Source organism: Pseudomonas sp. GW821-FHT02C04 (assembly GCF_059421845.1).
Window position 1 is genome coordinate 378,335 of sequence record NZ_JBWKVT010000002.1, and the last position, 24,004, is coordinate 402,338.

Sequence of the window (24,004 nt, forward strand, 5' to 3'; positions counted from 1 at the left end):
GGTTGTAAGCAAAAAAACGTGGCCCATCATAGCCGCCCTTCCCTTGTTCAGGAAGCCGCAGATGATTGAGTCTTGCTATGGCACTCGATGAGTTTGGGTATAGCTCAAGTCACGCGCTGGCGGGGGCGATGAAGGCAATTCCGGTGCGCAGTGCCGCGTTGCGCACGTGCTCCTGCATGGCTTTCTGGGCGGCAGCGGACGCCCGGCGCGCCAGGGCGCGGAGGATCTTGCGGTGCTCCTGCCAGGTTTCCATGGCCCGTTCGGCACGGATGAACGGTAACTTCTGGCTCTCCAGAAAGATGTCGGCGCTGGCGGTGAGGATGCTCAGCATCGCCTGATTGCCGCTGGCCCGCAGGATCCGCCGGTGGAATTCGAAATCCAGTTTCGCCGCGGCCTCGAAGTCGCCGGCACGCAGTTGCTCGCGCATGGCGGCCACGTTGTCTTCCAGCTCATCCAGATCAAACGTGCTCAGCGTCACTGCCGCCAGCCCGGCCGCGAACCCTTCCAGCGCATAGCGCAACTGAAAGATTTCCAACGGTGAAGCCTGGGCTGCAAACGGCCAGGCCGGCGCACCTTCCCCGCGCGGCAGCTCCACCGGCGCCTGCACAAACACGCCTTTGCCCGGCTGAATGCTGACCACCCCCAGCGCACTCAAGGACGACAACGCTTCGCGCAACGATGCCCGGCTGACCCCCAACTGCACCGCCAGATCCCGTTGCGAAGGCAGCGCATCGCCGGGGCCGAAACCCTGCTCGGTAATCAGTTTGCGGATCGCTTGCAGCGCCACTTCGGGTACGGCGCGGGAGATCGAGTTCATGGTTTTCCAGTCGGACCAGGCCAAGGTGCGGCCAGTTGTAAAGCTATTCGAGGCGTCAGGCAAGTCATGCCCCAGTGGGGTTCGACGGCGCACGCCGATGCGCTATCGCAGTGCGAAATCCAACCTGACTGTTCAGACCAGTAAGACCGAACAAACCCGCTAAACCCGTGGCTTTGCGCAGCCAAACCGCTGTCTTGGCACGGCCCATGCTCTGTCCGATCGCAGAATTCACTTCCCGCCGATCCGGAGATTGTCCATGACGAAGCGTTACAGCGCCCTCCTCGCCGCCCTGTTTGCCGGTCTGATGCTGAGCCAGGCCCCCGCCCATGCCGACGGTCTGGACGACGTGGTCAAACGCGGCACCCTGAAAGTTGCCGTGCCTCAGGACTTCCCGCCGTTCGGCTCGGTCGGCCCGGACATGAAGCCGCGCGGCCTGGACATCGACACCGCCAAACTGCTGGCCGACCAGCTCAAGGTCAAACTCGAACTGACCCCGGTCAACAGCACTAACCGCATTCCTTTCCTCACCACCGGCAAGGTCGACTTGGTGATTTCCAGCCTCGGCAAGAACCCCGAACGCGAGAAAGTCATCGATTTCTCCCACGCGTATGCGCCGTTCTACCTCGCGGTATTCGGCCCGCCAGACGCAGCCGTCAGCACCCTGGACGACCTCAAGGGCAAGACCATCAGCGTCACCCGTGGCGCCATCGAAGACATCGAATTGACCAAGGTCGCCCCCGAAGGCGTGACCATCAAGCGCTTCGAGGACAACAACTCGACCATCGCCGCCTACCTCGCAGGCCAGGTCGACCTGATCGCCAGCGGCAACGTGGTGATGGTGGCGATCAGCGAAAAGAGCCCGAAACGCGTACCGGCGCTGAAAGTGAAGCTCAAGGATTCGCCGGTCTACGTCGGCGTAAACAAGAACGAGCCGGCGCTGCTGGGCAAGGTCAACGAGATCCTGGCCACCGCCAAGGCTGACGGCGCACTGGAAAAGAACGCACAGACCTGGCTCAAAGAGCCGCTGCCGGCCGACCTCTGACCGGCGGCGCGGGAGACTTTCATGGCTTATCAGTTCGATTTCTTGCCGGTGGTGGAAAACACCGACCTGCTGCTGCGCGGGGCGCTGTTCACCCTTGAGCTGACAGCCATCGGCGCGCTGTTCGGGGTTGGTGTGGGCATCGTCGGGGCGCTGGTGCGGGCGTGGAACATCCGCCCGTTCTCGACAATCTTCGGCGTATACGTCGAGTTGATCCGCAACACGCCGTTTCTGGTGCAGCTGTTCTTCATCTTCTTCGGTCTGCCGCCCCTCGGCGTGCAGATTTCCGAGTGGCAGGCCGCGGTGCTGGCGATGGTGATCAACCTCGGTGCGTACTCGACCGAGATCATCCGTGCCGGCATCCAGGCGATTCCGCGCGGGCAACTGGAGGCCGCTGCTGCGCTGGCGATGAGCCGGTTCGAAGCATTCCGCCACGTGGTGCTGCTGCCGGCGCTGGGCAAGGTCTGGCCGGCGCTGAGCAGCCAGATCATCATCGTCATGCTCGGTTCGGCGGTGTGTTCGCAGATCGCCACCGAGGAGTTGAGCTTCGCCGCCAACTTCATTCAGTCGCGCAACTTCCGCGCCTTTGAAACCTATGCCCTGACCACCCTCATTTATCTGTGCATGGCGCTGCTGATCCGTCAGTTACTGAACTGGCTCGGTCGGCGCTACCTGTCGAAAAGCAGCGCAAGGAGCAGCCAATGAGCGACTTCACGTTCTGGGACATCCTGCGCAACCTGCTCACCGGCCTGCAATGGACGCTGGCGTTGTCGCTAGTGGCGTTCATTGGCGGCGGGATCGTCGGGTTGCTGATCCTGGTGATGCGCATCTCGAAAAACACCCTGCCCAGCAGCATTGCCCGCACCTGGATCGAACTGTTCCAGGGCACGCCGTTGCTGATGCAACTGTTTCTGGTGTTCTTCGGCGTGGCACTGGCCGGGGTGGAGATTTCTCCGTGGATGGCGGCGGCGATTGCCCTGACGCTGTTCACCAGCGCCTATCTGGCAGAGATCTGGCGCGGTTGCGTCGAGGCGATTCCCAATGGTCAGTGGGAGGCCTCGTCGAGCCTGGCGCTGAATCCGCTGGAGCAATTGCGCTACGTGATCCTGCCGCAAGCGCTGCGCATCGCCGTGGCGCCGACCGTGGGCTTCTCGGTGCAGGTGGTCAAAGGCACCGCCGTGACCTCGATCATCGGCTTCACCGAACTGACCAAGACCGGCGGCATGCTCGCCAACGCCACCTTCGAACCGTTCATGGTCTACGGCCTCGTCGCCGCTGGCTACTTCCTGCTCTGCTACCCCTTGTCCCTCAGTGCGCGCTACCTGGAAAGGAGACTGTATGCCTCTGCTTAGAATTTCCGCCCTGCATAAATACTACGGCGATCACCACGTGCTAAAAGGCATCGACCTGAGCGTCGAGGAAGGCCAGGTCGTGGCGATCATCGGCCGCAGCGGTTCGGGCAAATCCACCCTGTTGCGCACCCTCAACGGCCTGGAATCGATCAACGACGGCGTGATCGAAGTCGACGGCGAATACCTCGACGCGGCCCGCGCCGACCTGCGCAGCCTGCGGCAGAAAGTCGGGATGGTGTTCCAGCAATTCAATCTGTTCCCGCACCTGACGGTGGGCGAAAACGTGATGCTCGCGCCGCAAGTGGTGCAGAAAGTGCCCAAGGCCAAGGCTGCGGAGCTGGCACGGCAGATGCTGGAGCGCGTCGGCCTCGGCGAGAAATTCGATGCGTTCCCCGAGCGTCTTTCCGGCGGCCAGCAACAACGCGTGGCGATTGCCCGGGCGCTGGCGATGTCGCCCAAGGTGCTGCTGTGCGACGAGATCACCTCGGCGCTGGACCCGGAACTGGTCAACGAAGTGCTCAGCGTGGTCCGCCAGCTCGCGAAGGAAGGCATGACGCTGATCATGGTCACCCACGAAATGCGCTTCGCCCGGGAAGTCGGGGACAAACTGGTGTTCATGCACCAGGGCAAGGTGCATGAGGTAGGCGACCCGAAGCTGTTGTTTGCCGATCCGCAGACGCCGGAACTGGCGAATTTCATCGGAACCGTGGAAGTCGCAGGCTGAAAGCAGGCCGTCAGTGCGCTAAATCAAGGGTTTGTACCATGCGCGTTGGCGGCAGCGTTTGATCGTGGCACGATGTCGAGGTTATCGACCGAGACCCCCAGACCATGCCGCAATCCCAAGCCAAGAATCTGTCCCTGATCGCCGCGATCGACCTGGGCTCCAACAGCTTCCACATGGTCGTGGCCAAGGCCCAGAACGGCGAAATCCGTATTCTCGAACGTCTCGGGGAGAAGGTTCAGCTGGCCGCCGGCATCGACGATGAGCGCCATCTCAACGAAGAATCCATGCAGCGCGGGCTCGATTGCCTGAAGCGTTTTGCCCAACTGATCAACGGTATGCCGCTGGGCGCCGTGCGGATCGTCGGCACCAACGCCCTGCGCGAGGCGCGCAACCGTGGCGAATTCATCCGCCGCGCCGAAGAAATCCTCGGCCACCCGGTGGAAGTCATCTCCGGTCGTGAAGAGGCGCGCCTGATCTACCTCGGCGTCTCTCACACCCTTGCCGACACCCCGGGCAAACGCCTGGTCGCCGACATCGGCGGCGGCAGTACCGAGTTCATCATCGGGCAACGGTTCGAGCCGTTGTTGCGCGAAAGCCTGCAAATGGGCTGCGTGAGTTTCACCCAGCGCTACTTCAAGGACGGCAAGATCACCCCGGCCCGCTACGCCCAGGCCTACACGGCGGCGCGGCTGGAAATCATGAGCATCGAACACGCCCTGCACCGCCTGACCTGGGATGAAGCCATCGGCTCCTCGGGCACCATCCGCGCCATCGGCCTGGCGCTGAAGGCTGGCGGACATGGCACCGGTGAAGTGAATGCCGAAGGTCTGGCGTGGCTCAAGCGTCGCCTGTTCAAGCTCGGCGATGTCGACAAGATCGATTTCGAAGGGATCAAGCCTGACCGCCGCGCGATCTTCCCGGCCGGCCTGGCGATTCTCGAAGCGATCTTCGACGCCCTCGAACTGCAACGCATGGATCACTGCGAAGGCGCGCTGCGCGAAGGCGTGCTGTATGACCTGCTCGGCCGCCATCATCACGAAGACGTGCGCGAACGCACCCTGACCTCGCTGATGGAGCGTTACCACGTCGATCTGGAACAGGCCGCACGGGTCGAGCGCAAAGCCCTGCATGCCTTCGACCAAGTTGCCGTGGACTGGGAGCTGGACGACGGCATCTGGCGCGAACTGCTGGGCTGGGCGGCGAAAGTGCACGAAGTCGGGCTCGACATCGCCCACTACCAATACCACAAGCACGGCGCCTACCTGATCGAGCACTCGGACCTGGCCGGTTTCTCCCGCGAAGACCAGCAAATGCTCGCCCTGCTGGTGCGCGGGCACCGCCGCAACATCCCCAAGGACAAGTTTGCCGAGTTCGGCGACGACGGCGACAAGCTGATCCGCCTGTGCGTGCTGCTGCGCTTTGCGATCCTGTTCCATCACATTCGCGGCACCCAGACCATGCCGCAGGTGGCGCTGCATGCCAACGGCGACAACCTCGATGTGGAATTCCCGGAGAACTGGCTGGATGAAAACCAGCTGACTCAGGCGGATTTCGCACTTGAGGCCGAGTGGCTGACGCGTGTCGGAATTGTTCTGACCGTGCACTGAGTAGCCGGCAGGCACAAAAAAGGCGATCCGGATGGATCGCCTTTTTTATTGCGCCGAAATCTTCAGTCAGCTGCTGACCGGCAGAATCGGGCTGCCCAGGCGCTCCAGCAACGTCGCCTGCGCACTGCGCGGGTTCTGGTTGCCGGTCGGCGTGTTGCGGATGTAGCGGCCGTCCGACTGCAGGCTCCAGCTGTGGGTGTTGTCGGTCAGGTACAGCTCCAGCTCTTTCTTGACCCGGGTCAGCAGCTTCTTGCCTTCCACCGGGAAGCAAGTCTCGACGCGCTTGTCGAGGTTGCGCTCCATCCAGTCGGCGCTGGACAGGAACATCTGCTCCTCGCCACCGTTGAGGAAGTAGAACACCCGGGTGTGTTCAAGGAAGCGACCGATGATCGAGCGCACGTGAATGTTGTGCGAAACCCCGGCGATGCCCGGCCGCAGGCAGCACATGCCGCGCACCACCAGATCGATGCGCACGCCGGACTGGCTGGCCTTGTACAGCGCGCGGATGATCTTCGGATCGGTCAGCGAGTTGAACTTGGCGATGATGTGCGCCGGTTTGCCGTCGAGCGCGAATTGCGTCTCGCGCAGGATCATGTCGAGCATGCCCTTCTTCAGGGTGAACGGCGCGTGCAGCAGCTTCTTCATGCGCAGCGTCTTACCCATGCCGATCAACTGGCTGAACAGTTTGCCGACGTCTTCGCACAAGGCGTCGTCGGAGGTCAGCAGGCTGTAGTCGGTGTACAGACGGGCGTTGCCGGCGTGGTAGTTACCGGTGCCGAGGTGCGCGTAACGCACGATCTCGCCGGCTTCGCGACGCAGGATCAGCATCATCTTGGCGTGGGTCTTGAAGCCGACCACGCCATAGATCACCACCGCACCCGCCGCTTGCAGACGGCTGGCCAGTTGCAGGTTGGATTCTTCGTCGAAGCGCGCACGCAGCTCGATGACCGCCGTCACTTCCTTGCCGTTACGCGCGGCGTCCACCAGCGCATCGACGATTTCCGAGTTGGCGCCGGAGCGGTACAGGGTCTGGCGTACGGCCAGAACGTGCGGGTCTTTCGCGGCCTGGCGCAGCAGGTCGACCACCGGGGTGAACGACTCGAACGGGTGCAGTAGCAGGATGTCCTGTTTGCTGACAACGCTGAAAATGTTCTCGCTGTTTTGCAGCAGTTTCGGGATCTGCGGCGTGAACGGCGTGTATTGCAGCTCTGGATGACTGTCCAGACCGGTGATGCTGAACAGACGCGTCAGGTTGACCGGACCGTTGACCTGATACAGCTCGGTCTCGCTCAGGTTGAACTGCTTGAGCAGGTAGTCCGACAGGTGTTTCGGGCAGGTGTCGGCGACTTCCAGGCGCACGGCATCACCGTAACGACGGGAGAACAACTCACCACGCAGGGCGCGGGCCAGGTCTTCGACGTCTTCGGAGTCGAGCGCCAGGTCAGCGTTTCGGGTCAGACGGAACTGGTAGCAGCCTTTTACCTTCATGCCCTGGAACAGGTCATCGGCGTGAGCATGGATCATCGACGACAGGAACACATAGTTGTCGCCAGGACCGCCGACTTCTTCCGGCACCTTGATGATCCGCGGCAGCAAGCGTGGCGCCGGGATGATTGCCAGACCGGAATCGCGACCGAAGGCATCGATGCCTTCGAGCTCGACGATGAAGTTCAGGCTCTTGTTCACCAGCAACGGGAACGGGTGCGTCGGGTCGAGGCCGATCGGGGTGATGATCGGCGCGATCTCGTCGCGGAAGTAACGGCGCACCCAGGTCTTGAGCTTGGTCGTCCAGTAGCGGCGACGGATGAAGCGCACCTGATGCTTTTCCAGCTCCGGCAGCAGGATGTCGTTGAGGATCGCGTACTGACGGTCTACATGACCGTGCACCAGCTCGCTGATCCGCGCCAATGCCTGATGCGGTTGCAGGCCGTCGGCGCCGGCCTGTTCACGGGCAAAGGTGATCTGCTTCTTGAGGCCGGCGACGCGGATCTCGAAAAACTCGTCGAGGTTGCTGGAGAAGATCAGCAGGAACTTCAGCCGCTCCAGCAACGGGTAGGACTCGTCCAGCGCCTGTTCCAGCACGCGGATGTTGAACTGCAGTTGCGACAATTCCCGGTGGATATACAGGCTGCTGTCATCCAGGCCGGGAATCGCGATCGCCGGGGCCGCCGGAGCGGGTTCAGTTGCCGGCGCGGGTGGCGCGGGCTCCAGTTCCGGCGGGGTTTCGGTAATCTGCTCGACCACGGGTTGAGCTTCTTTTACGGCAACTTCAGTGAGTCCTTCGGTATTCATCGAATGTTCCTGGGAGGGCTATTTCTGCTCTCGTAACAATTGAGCGGCACGGACAGCAAAGTAAGTCAGGATGCCATCAGCGCCGGCACGTTTAAAGGCGGTCAGGGATTCGAGGATCACGCCTTCGCTCAACCAGCCATTCTGGATCGCCGCCATGTGCATGGCGTATTCGCCGCTAACCTGATAGACGAAGGTCGGCACTTTGAAGGCATCTTTTACCCGGAACAAAATGTCCAGGTACGGCATGCCGGGTTTGACCATGACCATGTCCGCGCCTTCAGACAAGTCCGCGCCCACTTCGTGCAGCGCTTCGTCGCTGTTGGCCGGGTCCATCTGATAGGAAGCCTTGTTCGCCTTGCCCAGGTTCGCGGCCGAACCCACGGCATCGCGGAACGGGCCGTAATAGGCGCTGGCGTACTTGGCCGAGTAGGCCATGATCCGCACGTTGACGTGACCGGCCAGCTCCAGCGCTTCGCGGATCGCCTGAATGCGGCCGTCCATCATGTCCGACGGGGCAACCACCTGAGCGCCAGCGGCGGCGTGGGACAACGCTTGTTTGACCAGTGCATCGACGGTGATGTCGTTCTGCACATAGCCTTCTTCATCGAGAATGCCGTCCTGACCGTGAGTGGTGAACGGGTCGAGGGCGACGTCAGTGATTACGCCCAGCTCCGGGAATCGGTCACGCAGGGCGCGGGTGGCGCGCTGGGCGATACCTTCGGGATTCCAGGCTTCGGCGGCATCGAGGGATTTGAGTTCCGGTGGCGTGACCGGGAACAGCGCCAGCGCCGGAATTCCCAGTTCGACCCATTTGGCGGCTTCTTCAAGCAGCAGGTCGATGGTCAGGCGCTCGACACCTGGCATCGAGGCCACGGCTTCGCGGCGGTTTTCACCGTCGAGCACGAACACCGGCAGGATCAGGTCATCGACCGTCAACACGTTCTCACGCACCAGTCGCCGGGAAAAATCATCACGGCGATTGCGACGCAGGCGGGTGGCAGGGAACAGACGGTTGGCTGGGGTAAAGCTCACGGCAGACTCCTGAGCCCGCGCTGACGGGCGAGTGTGGCAGTTATAAGCGGCCATTATGACGAACAGATGACAGTTATGTGTGTCCTGCGGCAGGTAGTCGCATTCCATTGTCGTTGTAGGAATTGTTCACGTCGAGACACATTTCGACACTTTCCTGAATGTGTCCGAAGGGTTAGGCTGCGCGTTCATTTCGCCAGCACCCAGACAATGCTCCAACAATTTCTGCATGACTTCGGCTACTTTGCCCTGTTTCTCGGCACGTTCTTCGAAGGCGAAACCATCCTGGTGCTCGCGGGCTTCCTCGCGTTCCGTGGATACATGGACATCAACCTGGTGGTGGTCGTGGCGTTCTTCGGCAGCTATGCCGGCGATCAGCTGTGGTACTTCCTGGGTCGCAAGCACGGGCGCAAATTGCTGGCGCGCAAACCGCGCTGGCAAATGATGGGCGACCGCGCGCTGGAGCACATCCGCAAGCACCCGGACATCTGGGTCCTGAGCTTCCGCTTCGTGTACGGCCTGCGCACGGTGATGCCGGTGGCGATCGGCCTGTCGGGCTACCCGCCGGGACGCTATCTGCTGCTGAACGGGATTGGCGCTGCGATCTGGGCCGCCGCCCTCGCTGCGGCCGCGTACCACTTCGGTGCGGTACTCGAAGGTATGCTGGGCAGCATCAAGAAGTATGAACTGTGGGTACTCGGCGCACTGCTGGTGCTAGGCGTCGGCCTGTGGCTGCGCCGCCGGTTCAAGAATGCCCGGCTGGCGAAAAAGGTCTACGAAGACGAGCAGGCCGAACAACTGGCCAAAGCCGAACGGCACAAGGCCGAACTGGCCAAGGCTGCCGACCCTAAGACGCCAGCCGAGTAAACCGCTGACGGCAGCAATACAGCCCGATGCCGCTGAGCAGGCTGTAACCGAGCAGACCGACCCAAATCTGTGGGCCGGCCGGCCAGAGTCCCACCAGCGGCGCCAGCCACACCAGCGGCAGGTTCGCCGCCAGCCGCAGCAGTTCCAGCCTCAGCGCCCACGGGCGATTCTCAAGGGCCACGCCCAACACAAACAAACCAAACGCCACCGCGCCCCAGCCCAGTACCAGGGCGCCGGTCGACAGGCTGTGCTCCAGATTCATCAGATAACTGCCCAGCGCCACATAAACGGCGAATTGCAGCATCACGTACCACTGCTGCCGGGTGCCCAACGGTACTTCGAATTTGCGGAACCGGCTCAGGTCCGGCTTGCTCATCGGGTACTTCGCCGCCACGTCCGCCGGACGCCACCCCGTGCGCATGAACCAGATCCGCAGCATGTCCCACTTGCTCCCGGCACGGCGCGCGTCGTCCCACAGCTGCGCGTAGAACTGCACGTTGGCCCACAGTGGATTCCAACTCGCCAGCGGCGTGGTCACACCGAAAATCACCGGTTCGTTGTCGTCCTCTTCCTGGAACGAGCCGAACAGACGATCCCAAATAATGAACACCCCGCCGTAGTTGCGATCCATGTAGAGAGCGTTCTGTGCATGGTGGGCCCGATGATTCGACGGTGTGACGAAGCACCATTCAAACCAGCCAAGCTTGGGAATGTGTCGGGTGTGAACCCAGAACTGATACAGCAGATTCAGCGCCGCAACACTGACGAACACCAGCAACGGCACGCCGAGCACAGCCATCGGCAGATAGAAGATCCAGCCCAGCAGAAACCCGGTGCTGGTCTGGCGCAAGGCGGTGGAAAGGTTGTAGTCCTCGCTCTGGTGATGCACCGAATGAGCGGCCCAGAGAATGTTCCGCTCGTGCCCCATGCGGTGCAGCCAGTAATAGCAGAAGTCGTAGAGGACAAAAGCGAAGACCCACACCCAGACACTGTCCACCGGCAACCTGAGCAGCGCCAGATGCTCCAGGGCAAAGCCGTAGGTCACCAGCCCAACGCCTTTGGTCAGCAGGCCGGTGGTGGTCGACAACACCCCGGTGCTGATGCTGTTCACCGCATCGGCCAGGCGATAGTTGCTCACCCCGCGCCAACGGTCGGCGATGAGCTCTGCCACGATCAATACGAAGAAAAACGGCACCGCATACAGAATGAAGTTCATGACGTGCCCTGATCGAGATCCGTGTGCACAGATCCTAGGTGTAGCCGCGGCTCGACCCTATGGCAACGAACGACAAATTAGTGGACATTTAGCGCCATGAATCTGGAGAGAAGCCCATGAGCAAAAAAGTTGCAGTGATCCTGTCCGGTTGCGGCGTGTACGACGGCGCCGAGATCCACGAAAGCGTCATCACCCTGCTGCGCCTCGACCAGCGCGGCGCCCAGGTGCAGTGCTTCGCCCCGGACATCGCGCAATTGCATGTGATCAACCACCTCACCGGCAAGGAGATGCCCGAGTCGCGCAACGTGCTGGTGGAATCGGCACGCATCGCCCGCGGCAACGTCAAGGATGTCCGTGAAGCCGATGTCGATGACTTTGATGCGCTGATCGTGCCCGGCGGTTTTGGCGCAGCGAAGAACCTGTCGAACTTCGCCGTCGAAGGCGCGGGCTGCTGCGTTCAGCCAGACGTACTGGCGCTGACCGAAGCCTTTGCCGAAGCGGGTAAACCGGTGGGCCTGATGTGCATTTCGCCGGCGCTGGCCGCCAAGATCTACGGCCCGGGCGTGACCTGCACCATCGGCAATGATGCCGACACCGCCACGGCGATCGGCAAGATGGGCGCCACCCACGAAGACTGCGCGGTGACCGACATCATCGAAGACAAGGCGCGCAAACTGGTGACCACCCCGGCCTACATGCTGGCGCAGTCGATCAGTGAAGCGGCTTCGGGGATCAACAAGTTGGTGGATCGCGTGCTTGAGCTGACCCACGAAAACGACGCCTGAACCCGTCTTCATGTAGCGATCGTTCCCACGCCCTGTGGGAACGATCAATCAGGATTGACGGGACAGCCGCGTCAGGATCCGGTCCAGCGCATTGGCGAACGCCTGCTTCTCCCGGTCGCCGAACGGCGCCGGGCCGCCGCTGACCTGGCCCTGCTCGCGCAGATCGGTGAACAGGTTGCGTGTCGCCAGCCGTTCACCCATGTTCTGCGCATCGAACTCCTTGCCTCGCGGGTCCAGCGCTGCCACGCCCTTCTTCACCAGCCGGTCGGCCAGCGGGATGTCGCTGCAGATCACCAGCTCGCCCGGCACCGCGTGTTCCACCAGATAATCATCCGCCGCATCCGGGCCACTCGGCACCACGATCAGCTTGACGATCGTCAGCGCCGGTTTGCTTTGCGGCTGCCCCGCCACCAGCACCACTTCGAAGCGGCGCTTGAGGGCGAACTTCACCACCAGTTCCTTGGCCATCTTCGGGCAGGCGTCGGCATCGATCCATACGCGCATCATCTCAAGCCGCCACTCGGCGCTTTTCAGCCACCCAACTGCGGCCGTACAGCACGATGATCGCCGCAATCGCCACAGCCTGCGCCGTCAGCGAATAGGCATCGGCGTGAATCCCCAGCCAGTCGAAATCGAAGAACGCCACCGGGCGAGTGCCGAAGATCCCGGCTTCCTGCAACGCCTTCACACCATGACCGGCAAACACCACCGACAGCGCGCAGAGCAGCGCCGCGTTGATGCTGAAAAACAGTGCCAGCGGCAGTTTCGCCGAGCCGCGCAGGATCACCCACGCCAGACCGAACAGCAGCACCAGCGCCGTCGCCCCACCCGCCAACACCGCGTTGTGTCCGGCAGGCCCCGCCTGCAACCACAGGGTTTCGTAGAACAGGATCACCTCGAACAGCTCGCGGTACACCGAGAAGAACGCGAGGATGGCGAAGCCGAATCGGCCACCGCCACCGACCAGGCTCTGCTTGATGTAGTCCTGCCAGGCCGCTGCGTGGCGACGGTCGTGCATCCACACCCCGAGCCACAGCACCATGACGCTGGCGAACAGCGCGGTGGCGCCTTCCAGTAGTTCGCGCTGGGAGCCGCTGACATCGATCACGTACGCCGCCAGCGCCCAGGTGCCGAGACCGGCCAGCAACGCCAGACCCCAGCCGACGTTGACGCTGCGCACCGCCGATTGCTGGCCGGTATTGCGCAGGAACGCGAGGATCGCCGCCAGCACCAGAATCGCTTCCAGCCCTTCACGCAGCAGAATCAGCAGCCCGGAGATATAACTCAGCGACCAGCTCAGTCCGTCGCTGCCCAGCAGGCCGGCGGATTCCTTGAGTTTGGCCTTGGCCGCGTCGAGACGCTGCTCGGCCTGCTCGACCGACAAGCCATCCTGCAGCGATTGCCGGTAGGCCATCAGGGATTTTTCGGTGTCCTTGCGCACGTTGGCGTCGACGTTATCCAGCGAGCTTTCGACCAGTTCGAAGCCTTCCAGATACGCGGCAACGGACAAGTCATAAGCCTGATCACGCTCGCCGGCGCGGTAAGCGGCAAGGCTCTTGTCCAGCGTCGCGGCGGTGTAGTCGAGCAACTGCGCCGGGCCTCGCTTGACCTGCGGCGGTTGCGCCCGCTGAGCACGGAAGGTCGCGGCGGCGGCCGGGCCTTCGGCGGCCTGCACTTCGGCCGGCGTCTGACGGGCGAGGTCGGCGATGTTGTAGGTCTTGTCGGATTTGGCCGTGGCCGGATCGGCGCTGAACTGAGCGATATAGGTCGCCAGATCCCAGCGCTGACGATCGTCCAGTTGATCGGCGAAGGCCGGCATGTCGGTGCCTTCGACGCCCTGGCCGAGGGTGTTGTAGATCGCGTACAGGCTCAGGTGATCCAGGCGCGCCGCATCACGCAGGTTGGCCGGCGCGGGCTCCATGCCGACACCCGCAGGGCCATCGCCGGCACCGTTGGTGCCATGACACACCGAGCAGTGCTGGGTATAGAGCGGCGCGCCACGGGTCGGATCCGGGGTGATGATCGGGGCCTGGCTGACTTCATAGGCCACCGCCAGTTTCGCCCCCAGTTGCCGGGCCTGACGGGCGACGTCCGCGCCGTCTTGCTTGGCGGTGATGGCGGCGAGCAGAGCGTCGATGCCTTGCTCCAGGCCGGCCTTCTCCGGTTTGGCCGGCATGCCGGCAATCAAGCCTTGCAGCGCGCGGGTGAACTCCAGTTGTTCGCGGTATTCGGCATCGTCGATGACCTTGCCCGCCTCTACCGTTGGCGGGTAATCGGCGCTGATGTAATCGAGCAGGTGCAGCGCTTGCGGCGCGCCTTCCACGGTATCGGCCAGCAGATTGAAGCTGCTCAGGGCAAACAACGGGAACACCAGCCAGGCCAGGAATCGGGACGAGGCAGTCATGAAGGGGTCTCAATTGGAAATGCGAAGTAACACATTGTTCACGTCGGGGAAGCCTGACTCAAGCTTTCTCTCCAATCCCCGGCACATAGCTATCGCCCGCCCCTATAATCCGACACCTCCCGCCTCACTGTTCAAGGAAGAGCTGCACTCCATGCGCCAATGCCTGCTGTTCCCGGTGTTAATCGGCACGATCCTGCTACTGAGCGGATGCGCCGCCTACCGCAATTACGATCTGGAGATGCAGCAGACCAATGACCGGTTGATGCTCGGCGACTATCAGGGCGCCCTGGATGTGCTGGAATGGCACAACCCCTGGGAAGACAAGGACCTGCTCTATTACTTCGAGAAGGGCTCGATTCTCAGCTTCGCCAACGCACGCCCCCAGAGCCAGAAGGCCTGGCGCAGCGCCGACCGCATGGTGTTTCAACGTGAAGAGGCCGTGCCTTCTGCGCCCATGAAGCTGCTCAATCGGTTCTCCTATGAAATGGGCACCATGCTGGTCAACGATAAGTTGAGCCGCTACGACGGCTACGACTACGAGAAGGTCATGCTGACCACACAGATGGCCCTCAACCAATTGGGCGAAAGTGATTTCGACGGCGCCCGTGCCGACATCAAGAAGACCCACGAACGTGAAGCACTGATCGCCCGCCAGCGAGAGCGTCAGTACGAAGAGCTCGAGGAACAGGCCAAGGCTCAAGGCATCGTCGTGAAATACAAGGATCTGCAGGGCTATCCTGTCACCACCCTGGATGCGCCGGCAGTGATCGAACTGAAGAATGGCTACCAGAGTGCTTTCAGCCATTACCTGGCCGGCTTCACCTACGAAGCGCTGGGTGAGCGGGATTTGGCCGCACCGGGTTATCGCCAGGCAATCGAGTTGCGCCCGAACATCCCCTTCCTCGAACAGGCGTTGCGCAATCTCGACAAACCGCCGGCCAAAGATGATGAAAGCGATGTTCTGATCGTCGTCCAGAGCGGTCTGGCACCGGCCCGCAGCTCGGTAACGGTGCCGATCCCGGTGCGGCTCAATGAAAACCTGGTCATTACCGCGCCGATCTCGTTTCCCATCCTGGTGCCGGATACCGTCACACCGGCTTTCGACCACATCATGGTGGATGGCCGCAAACGCCCGCTGACCGCGATTAACAGTGTCACCGACATGGCGTTTCGTACGTTGCGCGATGACATGCCGGCGATCATTTCCCGGGCGATGTTCCGCGCCAACATGGCCGCCATTTCTCAGGCCCAGGAAAACGAACGCAATCCGGCCAAGGCTTCGCTGGTCGTCACCGAGCACGATCCCTTTGAAGAGGCCGACACCCGAACCTGGCGCACGCTGCCCGACAAGACACTGGTGGCACGTATACGGCTGAAGAAAGGCAATCATCAGTTCAATGCGCCGAATGCACCCGGAGCGCCAGCGGTCACCCTGAAAATCGACCGCGATCACCAGTTGGTCAATCTGCGGGTTCTGAGCGATATCGCCAACGTAATCGGTAATGCCAGGCTGCCGGATAAGTAATGGCATCTAACTAACCAGTGCAATTAAAAAGCTATTACATAGCCAGCATCGCCCGCTTATAATGCCGCGCCCTCGTTATCGCGATGCGGCATTAAAGCTCCTCTGTTTATGAGGAATTGGCAGGAGGCCAACGCCACTGCCGATCGGTCCCAGCAGCCCGACCCGCACCCGAGGCTGTCGCTACTCATGGAAGAAGTACCCCATGGCATTCCGCGCTCCCACTCTGATCGCGCTTGGCGCAGTCACTCTGCTGTCCGGCTGTTCGGCGTTTCGCAACTACGACTCCGAGCTGGCCCAGACCAACCAGCAACTGGCCACCGGCAACGTTGACGCCGCCCTGACCCTGCTGGAAAAGAACAACACCGGCCCGGACAAAGACCTGCTCTATTACTTCGAGAAAGGTGAACTGCTGCGCGCCAAGGGCGACCTGTCCGGCAGCCAGAACGCCTGGACCAGCGCCGACCAGGTGGTCGGCAAGTGGGAAGACTCGGTCAAGCTCGACACCGACAAATACCTGGCCCAGTTCGGCAGTTTCCTGGTCAATGACAAGGTTCGTCGCTACGAAGGCTACGACTACGAAAAAGTCATGCTGACCACGCAGATGGCCCTGAACCTGCTGGCGGTCAACGATTTCGACGGCGCCCGCACCGCGATCAAGAAGACGCACGAACGTGAAGCGGTGATCGCCGACCTGCGCGACAAGGAATACCTCAAGAGCGAAGAGGAAGCCGAGAAAGAAGGCATCAAGACCCAGTACAAAGACCTGCAAGGCTACCCGGTCGCCAGCCTCGACGCCCCGGAAGTGGTCGGTCTGAAGAACAGCTACCAGAGCGCGTTCAGCCATTACCTGGCCGGTTTCGTCTACGAAGCCCTGGACGAAAAAGACCTGGCCGCACCGGGTTATCGCAAGGCCGCCGAGCTGCGCCCGAACACGCCGCTGCTGGAGCAGGCGCTGGTCAACCTGGACAAACCGGTCAAGAGCGATGACAGCGACATCCTGATCGTGGTGCAAAGCGGTCTGGCACCGGCCCGCGACTCGATCCGCGTCCCGCTGCCGCTGCCGATCTCCAACAGCGTGGTGATCACCCCGTTGTCGTTCCCGATCATCAAGCCTGACACCTCGACCGCGCCGTTCGCGCAGATCGGTGTCGACGGCCAGCAACTGAACCTGACCGCCCTCAACAGCACCACTGCCATGTCCCGCCGCGCCCTGCGCGATGACATGCCGGGGATCATCCTGCGCACCATGGTGCGCGCGATCACCAAAGGCGTGGCGCAGAAGAAGATCAATGAAACCAACCCGCTGGCGGGCCTGGCGGTCGGTATCTCTTCAGCTGTGCTCGAAGGTGCCGATACCCGTACGTGGCGTACCTTGCCGGACACCACCCAGGTGGTGCGTCTGCGCCTGAAAAAGGGTGAGCATCAGGTTACCCTGCCGAGCGCCGTGGGTGGTTCGGTGGTCAAGATCACCGTCGATCAGCGTTATCAGGTGATCACCCTGCGCGCCGTGGGCAACCAGGTGTTTGCCGCCGGGCTCGCCGCCCACGTGATCCCGAGCGCCAACGCCACTGCTGTGGCCAGCCTCAAACAACCTTAAGAACGGAGTCTTTGCATGCGTTTCAAACTCTTCGCCGTCGCCGCCCTCGCCTTGCTGGCCAGCGGCTGCGCCACCCCGCCACCACCGGAGCCGGGCAGCGCCGCGAGCAAGGTCGTGGCCATGGGCCCGCAGAAACACATCGCGGTCGGCGCCATGCGCGTCGCCCGCGAAAACGGCTTCATGACCGTCAATGTGCAGTTGACCAACACCCTCAACAGCAACAAGACGTTCTACTACCGCTTCGCCTGGCTCGGCCCGGAAGGTTTCCCGATTGCCGAAGAAGAAGTCTGGAAGAGCCAGATGATGTACGGCGCCCAGACCAGCTTCATTCAGGGCATCGCCCCGACACCGAAAGCTGTGGATTTCCGTCTGGAACTCAAGACGCCTTAAGCCCGACACCCTATTCCCGATTCAGAGAGCATTCCCATGTTTGCACGCTTTTCCTTCATCGCTGTCATCGCCCTGCTGGCCAGCGGTTGCGCCAACACTTCGCCGACCCTGGGCAGCAAGAACATCAGCTACGGCGACACCAAGGCCGTTGAAACCGTAACCAACGAGTTCGGTTCGACCGACCTGCAGATGATCGCCGAGTCGATGACCCGTTCCCTCGCCCAGTCCGGCATTCTGCAGGGCCGCCCTGTGGTGCAGGTCTACGACGTGAAGAACAAGACCAGCGAATACATCGACACCCGTGAAATCACCACCAGCATCAAGACTCAGCTGATGAAGTCCGGCGCCGCCCGTTTCGCCAGCGACAACACCGCGATGCAGAGCCAGGTCGACCAGCTCAAGCTGCAGAACCAGAGCGGCCTGTACAAGAAGAACACCGTGGCCAAGACCGGCAACATGATCGCCGCCAAATACCGTCTTGAAGGTTCGATCAGCTCGATCGTCAAGCGCAGCAGCGACTACAAGGACGTCTTCTACAAATTCAGCCTGCAACTGATCGACGTTGAAAGCGGTCTGGCCGAGTGGATGGACGAGAAAGAGATCCGCAAAACCACGGAGCGTTAATTGATGCGCGCATGGATTGGCATGATGGCCCTGGCTTGCGCGTTCAGCGCGCAAGCGGCCCCGAAAGTCGCGGTAACGGATCTGGCGTACCAGGAACGTGTGGAGCAATACATCCACATCGTTTCGTCGAAGAACAATTACCGCGAGGGTTACTACAGCTCCAGCGGTTCTTCGAGCTACAACGAATTCGAAGCCAACACCAGTTACATCGAGCAGGCCGAGCTGCGCAAATTCACCGGCGACATCAAGGGTGAAATCCTGCGCACCGGCATGTTCCAGTTGATCCAGGGCACGCCGTACACCGCTTCGTCCAAGGGTGACATCTACGATGTGATCAAGCGGATCAAGGCCGGCAACTTCAAGGGCGCCGACTACGTGCTGTTCGGCACGGTTTCGGACATCGACTTCACCCAGGACATGAACGAGCTGGCGAACACCGACAGCTATTCAGCCGTACTGGGCCTGACGCTGGTGGCGGATTTCAGCCTGATCAACACCAAGACCTACGAAATCACCTCGGCCTTCACGGCGATGGGTGAAGCGCAGGACACCAAACTGGTGAATCACCGCGACATCAAGATCTCGCTGAACCGCCCACGAGTGGTGCGCGATGTCTCGAAGGCGCTGGGCGAAGACGTCGCCGGACAACTGAGCATGCAGCTCGGCGGCAATGGTTACGAGCAGCCGCGTGAACCGCAGCAGCGCAACAACCTGCCGCGTGACACAGCGCCAGTGATTCTTCACTGACCGGCTGCCGAAAACGAAAAAGGCGACCTGAAAAGGTCGCCTTTTTTATGCCTGCCCGCTTTACGTGGCGGCTTTGCGCAACGTCGCCATGAACGCCGCCGCACCGATGAACAGCCCGGCAAACGTGCGGTTCATGCGTTTCTGCTGGGTCGGTGTGCGCAGCAGACGCAGCACCTTCGACGCCAGACCGGTGTAGCCGGCCATGACGATCAGGTCGACGCAGATCATGGTCACGCCGATTACCACGTACTGGATCAGCAGCGGTGCGTGAGGGTTGATGAACTGCGGCAGCACCGCCAGCATGAACACCAGGGCCTTGGGGTTGCTGATGTTCACCAGGAAGCCACGGAACACCAGCGCCATCGGCCGACCGATCGGGCGTACCGCTGCGTCATCGCTCATGTCCATCGGCAGTGCGCGCCATTGCTTGATCGCCAGATAAACCAGGTACGCGACACCGAACCATTTGATCGCATGGAACGCGGTGGCCGAAGCGGTGAGGATGGCGCCGACACCGGCACCGACGATGGCAATCTGCAGGGCCAGGCCCAGTTGCAGGCCCAGGGCGTTCCAGTAACCGCGCCAGAAACCGTATTGCAGACCGCTGGACATCGACGCAATCGCGCCGGCACCAGGAGAAAGGCTGATCACCCAGCAGGCGGCAAAAAACGCCAGCCATGTTTGAAGCTCCATCGCACACCTCGACTCAGACTCGTGACAAACGTCCAAGCTAATGCGATTCAGGCTGGATGACTACCGATTTTTTCAGGATGTTGCGGCTGCCGACCAATGTGGCCGGCGCCCGATCACTTTTCGAAACCACTGGAAGGGAACACATCCGACCCGCGCCAGCGTCGCACGGAGCGTTGGAAGAACAAACTGTTGGGCACCTGCACCATGGCGCTGCCGGTGCCGAGTTCTTCGGCTTCGATCAGCGTGGTGTAGAGCAGATTGATCGCCACCACCCGGCCTTTGACGCCGGGCTTGTCGGTGGTGTCCACCAGCTCCACCACATCGCCCAGGCGAAACGGACCGACGGTGAAGATCAGAATCGCGCAGAGCAGGTTCGACAGCACACTCCACATGGCGAAGAACGCCACCGCCGCGACGGCGACGAAGCCGGACAACGCCGTCCACAGCACCGTGGCGGAGACTCCGAGGCGCTCCAGCACGAAGATCAGCGCGCTGCCCATGATCAGCCAGCGCAAACCACCGCGCAGCGGCATCAGCAACTGCGGCGGGAATGGATACTTCTCGCCCAGGCGGGTCAGGAATCGGGCGACGACGCGCTGGGCGAAGTAGCCGGCCAGCAGGATCAGCAGAATCTGCACACCGAGCCAGATCGGCTCGATCCACACCGCCGGCAGCGGCAGCTTGAACGCGTCCATCAGGACAGCGCCTCCAGCTCCGACTGCATGCTTTCCAGGGTTTCCAGCGCTTGCATCCACGCCTCTTCAAGTTCGCCTTCGCGCACCTTCAGTTTGGCCTGTTCGGCCAGCAGGTCTCGCAATTCGTTCTTGCGCGCCGGCTCGTAGATGTCGCTGTCGCCAAGACTGGCATCGACCTTGGCAAGCTTCTCGTGCAGCTTGCCCAACTCGGCTTCGAGCTTGTCGGCTTCACGCTTGTGCGGCGCCAGTTGCTGACGCAACGCGGCAGCAGCCTGACGCTGGGCCTTCTTGTCGGTCTTGTCCGGGTTGACCGGCGTGTTGCTGACCGGGGCATTGCGCTGACGATATTCCACCAGCCAGCGGGCGTAGTCTTCGAGGTCGCCGTCGAACTCTTCGACCTTGCCGTCCGCGACCAGGTAGAAGTTGTCGGTGGTGCTCTTGAGCAGATGCCGATCGTGGGAAACCACCAGTACCGCGCCGCTGAATTCCTGCAACGCCATGGTCAGCGCCAGGCGCATTTCCAGATCGAGGTGGTTGGTCGGTTCGTCGAGCAGCAACAGGTTCGGCCGTTCCCAGGCGATCAACGCCAGGGCCAGGCGCGCTTTCTCACCACCGGAGAAATTCAGTACCGGCTCATCGAGTCGCGCACCACGGAAGTCGAAACCACCGAGGAAGTCGCGCAACGTCTGCTCACGCTCGGTTGGCGCCAGGCGCTGCAAGTGCAGCAACGGGCTGGCCTTGGCGTCCAGCGAGTCGAGCTGATGCTGGGCGAAGTAGCCGACGACGGTGTTTTCGCCACGGGTCAGGCGCCCGGCCAGTGGTTCGAGTTCGCCGGCGAGGTTCTTGATCAGGGTCGACTTGCCCGCGCCGTTGGGGCCCAGCAAGCCGATCCGCGCGCCGGGGGTCAGTTGCAGCTTGACCTTCTCCAGCACGGTTCTGTCGCCGTAGCCCAGGTTCGCATCGGACAGGTCGATCAGCGTGCTGGAAATCTTGGTCGATTCACGGAACACGAAGTCGAACGGCGAATCGACGTGAGCCGCCGACAGCTCTTCCATTCGCTCCAGGGCCTTGATCCGGCTCTGGGCCTGACGGGCCTTGGTGGCCTGAGCCTTGAAGCGGGCGATGTAGCTTTCCATGTGCGCACGCTGCGCCTGCTGCTTCTCGTAGGCCTGTTGCTGCTGGGCCAGACGTTCGGCACGGGCGCGTTCGAACGCGGTGTAGCCGCCACGGTAGAGGGTCAGCTTGCGCTGATCGACGTGGGCCACGTGATCGACGACTTCATCGAGGAAATCCCGGTCGTGGGAAATCAGCAACAAAGTGCCGGGGTAACTTTTCAGCCACTCTTCGAGCCAGATGATGGCATCGAGGTCCAAGTGGTTGGTCGGTTCGTCGAGCAGCAGCAGGTCCGATGGGCACATCAAAGCCTGCGCAAGGTTCAGACGCATCCGCCAGCCACCGGAGAAATCTCCTACCTGACGATCCATCTGCTCATTGGTGAAACCGAGACCGGCCAGCAACTTGCGCGCACGCGCATCGGCGGTGTAGCCGTCGGCGCTGTCGAGTTCGATGTGCAGACGAGCCAGTGCGGTGCCGTCGTGAGCCTCTTCGGCTACCGCGAGCTCACGCTGCACTTTGCGCAGACGCAAGTCGCCGTCGAGCACATAGTCGACCGCCAGGCGCTCGAGGGTGTCGACCTCCTGGCGCATGTGGGCGATACGCCAGTCGGCCGGCAACAGGCAATCGCCCGAATCCGGGTGCAACTCACCGCGCAGCAAGGCGAACAGGCTGGATTTGCCGGCGCCGTTGGCACCGATGAGGCCGGCTTTGTGGCCGGCGTGCAGGGTCAGCTCGGCGTCTTCTAGCAGACGTTGCGGGCCACGCTGTAAAGTCAGGTTCTGAAGTCGGATCATAATGGCGGCGGAGTCTACCAGCTTCGCTCACAACTGGCGCGAGTAGCACGATGTCCTCTGACCTGTGGAGCTTTGCCCTTGCCGTCTACGCCCGTCCCGGCGTGGAAGATGCCTGCCTGCGCCTGCAATCGGCGGGGGCCAATGTGTGCCTGATGCTGTGCGGTTTGTGGCTGGAACAGCGCGATGCGACCTGCGACGAGGTGCGCGTGAAACAGCTTCAAGAGCTGACCGCCCCCTGGGACAAAGACGTGATTCAACCGCTGCGCGCGATGCGCATGCAGTGGAAAACGTTGGCCGAAACGGATCCAGTGCTCAAGGGTATGCGCGAGCAGATCAAGGGATTGGAGCTGGAGGCGGAGCGCGCTTTGCTGTCGCGACTCGAAGGCATGTCGCAGGGCTGGAAGCGCAACTCGAAGGAATCGAGTGACTGGCTGGAGGTTCTGGCCGGCAGTGCGGCCAACCTGAACCGCGACGCGCTGCAAGTGCTGCGCGTCGCGGCGACCGGTGCTTAGGAAGCGCTGGTCGGGTTGCTGGCGACGCTCGACACCGGTGCCGACGATGGCGCGGTGGTGGTCGAGGTAGTGGCGGCGGATGCAGGTGCTGCGGTCGATGCCGGGGTTGCCGGCGCGGCTGGCTTGGCAGCAGGTGCAGTAGCCGGTTTCGCTGCAGCAGGCTTGGCAGCGGCTGGTTTTTTCACGGCTGGTTTTGCGGCAGGTTTCGCTGCTGGCTTGGCGGCAGCCGCTGCTGCTGGTTTTGCGGTAGCTGCTGGCTTGGCCGCAGTAGTTGCAGGCTTGGCGGCGGTGGCCGGTTTTGCAGCAGGTTTAGCCGCGGCTTTTACCGCAGGCTTGACGGCTGGTTTCGCTGCAGGTTTAGCGGCAACCGGTTTGGCCGCGGTTTTGGTTGCTGGCTTGGCAGCAGCCGTTCTGGCCGCAGGTTTTGCTGCCGGTTTAGCGGCGGTTTTGGCGGCTGGTTTTGCAGCCGGTTTGGCAACTGCGGTTTTCGCCGGAGCAGCTTTTGCAGCAGCAGTTCTCGCGGCAGGCTTGGCAGCTGGTTTGGCAGCGGCTGGTTTTGCAGCAGCCGGCTTGGCGGCAGCTGGTTTTGCCGCGACGGTTTTAGCCGCAGGTTTTGCAGCGCTGGCGGCTGCGGGTTTCTTCGCTGCAGGTTTTGCGGCGGCTTTCACTGGCGCTTTTGCCGGGGCTTTGGCAGGCGCCTTGGCCGGTGCTTTTGCAGCAGGTTTGGCGGCCGCTTTTTTCGCAGGCGCTGCTGCCGGTTTGGCCGAACGCAGGGACAACGCCTTGCCGACGGCTTCTTGAACACGACCGACACCCTGGGCCAGTTTCAGGCTTTCCTGGGCATCGCGCTTGAGTTGCAGAATGTAGCTGCGGGTGTCGGACTGACGATCCTTCAGCGCATCCAGCAGGTCTTCGAGTTCCTTCACGGCACCCTTGGCCTTGGTCTGCGCCTTGGCTTTACCGGCTGCGGCTGCGTCCTGCAATTTGGTGCGGGATTTGTGCAGTTTTTCTTGCGCCTTGCCGCGTTGCTTTTCCAGTTTGGCGAGCAGTTTTTCAGCATCAGCCAAGGCTTGGGAGCAAGCGTTTTCCAAATGTTCGAGCAGGCTGCCCGAGAGCTGTTGGAGTAAGTGCAACGGAGTATTTACAGGCTTCTTGGTGGCCGACATGGTTTACCTCCTG

General features: G+C 62.0%; 23 protein-coding genes. 13 read left to right on the forward strand and 10 right to left on the reverse strand.

All coding sequences use genetic code 11. From position 1 onward, the window contains the following. Positions 1-109: 109 nt before the first annotated feature. Entirely contained in the window at positions 110-817 is a 708-nt protein-coding gene (locus tag AC07VV_RS09850; protein WP_495036106.1) for a FadR/GntR family transcriptional regulator, read from the reverse strand. Between the two features lie 256 nt (positions 818-1,073). Between AC07VV_RS09850 and AC07VV_RS09855 the strand changes: the two genes are divergently transcribed. The 5 genes from AC07VV_RS09855 (at position 1,074) to ppx (ending at position 5,539) form a co-directional block, all read left to right on the forward strand. Next, on the forward strand, positions 1,074-1,859 hold the full coding sequence (locus tag AC07VV_RS09855; RefSeq protein ID WP_495036107.1) for a transporter substrate-binding domain-containing protein: 786 nt from the start codon (positions 1,074-1,076) through the stop codon (positions 1,857-1,859). 21 nt (positions 1,860-1,880) lie between these two features. After that, complete coding sequence (locus tag AC07VV_RS09860; RefSeq protein WP_495036108.1) at positions 1,881-2,561, forward strand: amino acid ABC transporter permease; 681 nt, start codon at positions 1,881-1,883, stop codon at positions 2,559-2,561. Beyond that, positions 2,558-3,208 carry an amino acid ABC transporter permease gene (locus AC07VV_RS09865; protein ID WP_495036109.1) on the forward strand — a complete coding sequence of 217 codons (651 nt, stop codon included), beginning with the start codon at positions 2,558-2,560 and terminating at the stop codon, positions 3,206-3,208. Before AC07VV_RS09860 ends, AC07VV_RS09865 begins: the two co-directional genes overlap by 4 nt. Beyond that, complete coding sequence (locus AC07VV_RS09870) at positions 3,195-3,932, forward strand: amino acid ABC transporter ATP-binding protein (protein ID WP_495036110.1); 738 nt, start codon at positions 3,195-3,197, stop codon at positions 3,930-3,932. The genes AC07VV_RS09865 and AC07VV_RS09870 overlap by 14 nt, the downstream gene beginning before the upstream one ends. Before the next feature lie 104 nt (positions 3,933-4,036). Continuing rightward, complete coding sequence (gene ppx / locus AC07VV_RS09875) at positions 4,037-5,539, forward strand: exopolyphosphatase (protein WP_495036111.1); 1,503 nt, start codon at positions 4,037-4,039, stop codon at positions 5,537-5,539. 66 nt (positions 5,540-5,605) lie between these two features. Here ppx and ppk1 read toward each other — a convergent pair whose 3' ends face one another. Both ppk1 and hemB read right to left on the reverse strand, forming a co-directional pair. Next, complete coding sequence (gene ppk1 / locus AC07VV_RS09880; RefSeq protein ID WP_096817387.1) at positions 5,606-7,831, reverse strand: polyphosphate kinase 1; 2,226 nt, start codon at positions 7,829-7,831, stop codon at positions 5,606-5,608. Between the two features lie 18 nt (positions 7,832-7,849). Further along, positions 7,850-8,863 carry a porphobilinogen synthase gene (gene hemB, locus AC07VV_RS09885; protein ID WP_007951836.1) on the reverse strand — a complete coding sequence of 338 codons (1,014 nt, stop codon included), beginning with the start codon at positions 8,861-8,863 and terminating at the stop codon, positions 7,850-7,852. 207 nt (positions 8,864-9,070) lie between these two features. Between hemB and AC07VV_RS09890 the strand changes: the two genes are divergently transcribed. Then, positions 9,071-9,727, forward strand: coding sequence for a DedA family protein (locus AC07VV_RS09890; protein ID WP_495036112.1), 657 nt, complete (start codon positions 9,071-9,073; stop codon positions 9,725-9,727). Here the strand turns inward: AC07VV_RS09890 and AC07VV_RS09895 are convergent. After that, positions 9,708-10,943 (reverse strand): sterol desaturase family protein, encoded by a 1,236-nt coding sequence (locus tag AC07VV_RS09895; RefSeq protein WP_495036113.1) that lies wholly within the window; start codon positions 10,941-10,943, stop codon positions 9,708-9,710. The genes AC07VV_RS09890 and AC07VV_RS09895 overlap by 20 nt on opposite strands. A 116-nt stretch (positions 10,944-11,059) precedes the next feature. Between AC07VV_RS09895 and elbB the strand changes: the two genes are divergently transcribed. Then, entirely contained in the window at positions 11,060-11,728 is a 669-nt protein-coding gene (gene elbB / locus AC07VV_RS09900; RefSeq protein WP_495036114.1) for an isoprenoid biosynthesis glyoxalase ElbB, read from the forward strand. Between the two features lie 48 nt (positions 11,729-11,776). Here the strand turns inward: elbB and AC07VV_RS09905 are convergent, their stop codons facing one another. Next, a complete protein-coding gene (locus AC07VV_RS09905; RefSeq protein WP_495036326.1) occupies positions 11,777-12,232 on the reverse strand; it encodes a YaiI/YqxD family protein in 456 nt (151 codons plus the stop codon). A gap of 4 nt (positions 12,233-12,236) precedes the next feature. Then, a complete protein-coding gene (locus AC07VV_RS09910; RefSeq protein WP_495036115.1) occupies positions 12,237-14,132 on the reverse strand; it encodes an FTR1 family protein in 1,896 nt (631 codons plus the stop codon). Between the two features lie 151 nt (positions 14,133-14,283). On the opposite strand from AC07VV_RS09910, the gene AC07VV_RS09915 reads away from it, so the two are divergent. The 5 genes from AC07VV_RS09915 to AC07VV_RS09935 all read left to right on the forward strand — a co-directional run bounded on the left by AC07VV_RS09915 (position 14,284) and on the right by AC07VV_RS09935 (position 19,015). After that, positions 14,284-15,657, forward strand: coding sequence for a COG3014 family protein (locus tag AC07VV_RS09915; protein WP_495036116.1), 1,374 nt, complete (start codon positions 14,284-14,286; stop codon positions 15,655-15,657). Between the two features lie 202 nt (positions 15,658-15,859). Further along, positions 15,860-17,254 (forward strand): COG3014 family protein, encoded by a 1,395-nt coding sequence (locus AC07VV_RS09920; protein WP_495036117.1) that lies wholly within the window; start codon positions 15,860-15,862, stop codon positions 17,252-17,254. 15 nt (positions 17,255-17,269) lie between these two features. Continuing rightward, positions 17,270-17,644 carry a YcfL family putative periplasmic lipoprotein gene (locus AC07VV_RS09925; protein WP_192559270.1) on the forward strand — a complete coding sequence of 125 codons (375 nt, stop codon included), beginning with the start codon at positions 17,270-17,272 and terminating at the stop codon, positions 17,642-17,644. Between the two features lie 36 nt (positions 17,645-17,680). Further along, the gene (gene lpoB / locus AC07VV_RS09930; protein WP_096817372.1) at positions 17,681-18,268 is read left to right on the forward strand and encodes a penicillin-binding protein activator LpoB; all 588 of its coding nucleotides are present in this window, start codon (positions 17,681-17,683) and stop codon (positions 18,266-18,268) included. Positions 18,269-18,271: 3 nt separating this feature from the next. Then, positions 18,272-19,015 carry a penicillin-binding protein activator LpoB gene (locus tag AC07VV_RS09935; RefSeq protein ID WP_495036118.1) on the forward strand — a complete coding sequence of 248 codons (744 nt, stop codon included), beginning with the start codon at positions 18,272-18,274 and terminating at the stop codon, positions 19,013-19,015. Between the two features lie 60 nt (positions 19,016-19,075). Here AC07VV_RS09935 and AC07VV_RS09940 read toward each other — a convergent pair whose 3' ends face one another. From AC07VV_RS09940 to abc-f, 3 genes are all read right to left on the reverse strand, one after another. Next, positions 19,076-19,708, reverse strand: a complete 633-nt coding sequence (locus AC07VV_RS09940; protein WP_495036119.1) for a LysE family transporter — start codon at positions 19,706-19,708, stop codon at positions 19,076-19,078. Between the two features lie 113 nt (positions 19,709-19,821). Beyond that, positions 19,822-20,403 carry a mechanosensitive ion channel family protein gene (locus tag AC07VV_RS09945; protein WP_096817368.1) on the reverse strand — a complete coding sequence of 194 codons (582 nt, stop codon included), beginning with the start codon at positions 20,401-20,403 and terminating at the stop codon, positions 19,822-19,824. Continuing rightward, positions 20,403-22,313, reverse strand: coding sequence for a ribosomal protection-like ABC-F family protein (abc-f, locus tag AC07VV_RS09950; RefSeq protein WP_495036120.1), 1,911 nt, complete (start codon positions 22,311-22,313; stop codon positions 20,403-20,405). Before abc-f ends, AC07VV_RS09945 begins: the two co-directional genes overlap by 1 nt. Positions 22,314-22,363: 50 nt before the next feature. Between abc-f and AC07VV_RS09955 the strand changes: the two genes are divergently transcribed. Further along, positions 22,364-22,825, forward strand: a complete 462-nt coding sequence (locus tag AC07VV_RS09955) for a TIGR02444 family protein (protein WP_495036121.1) — start codon at positions 22,364-22,366, stop codon at positions 22,823-22,825. On the opposite strand, the gene AC07VV_RS09960 is transcribed toward AC07VV_RS09955, so the two are convergent. After that, the gene (locus AC07VV_RS09960) at positions 22,822-23,991 is read right to left on the reverse strand and encodes an AlgP family protein (protein ID WP_495036122.1); all 1,170 of its coding nucleotides are present in this window, start codon (positions 23,989-23,991) and stop codon (positions 22,822-22,824) included. The two genes, AC07VV_RS09955 and AC07VV_RS09960, sit on opposite strands and share 4 nt — an antisense overlap. Positions 23,992-24,004: the final 13 nt, after the last annotated feature.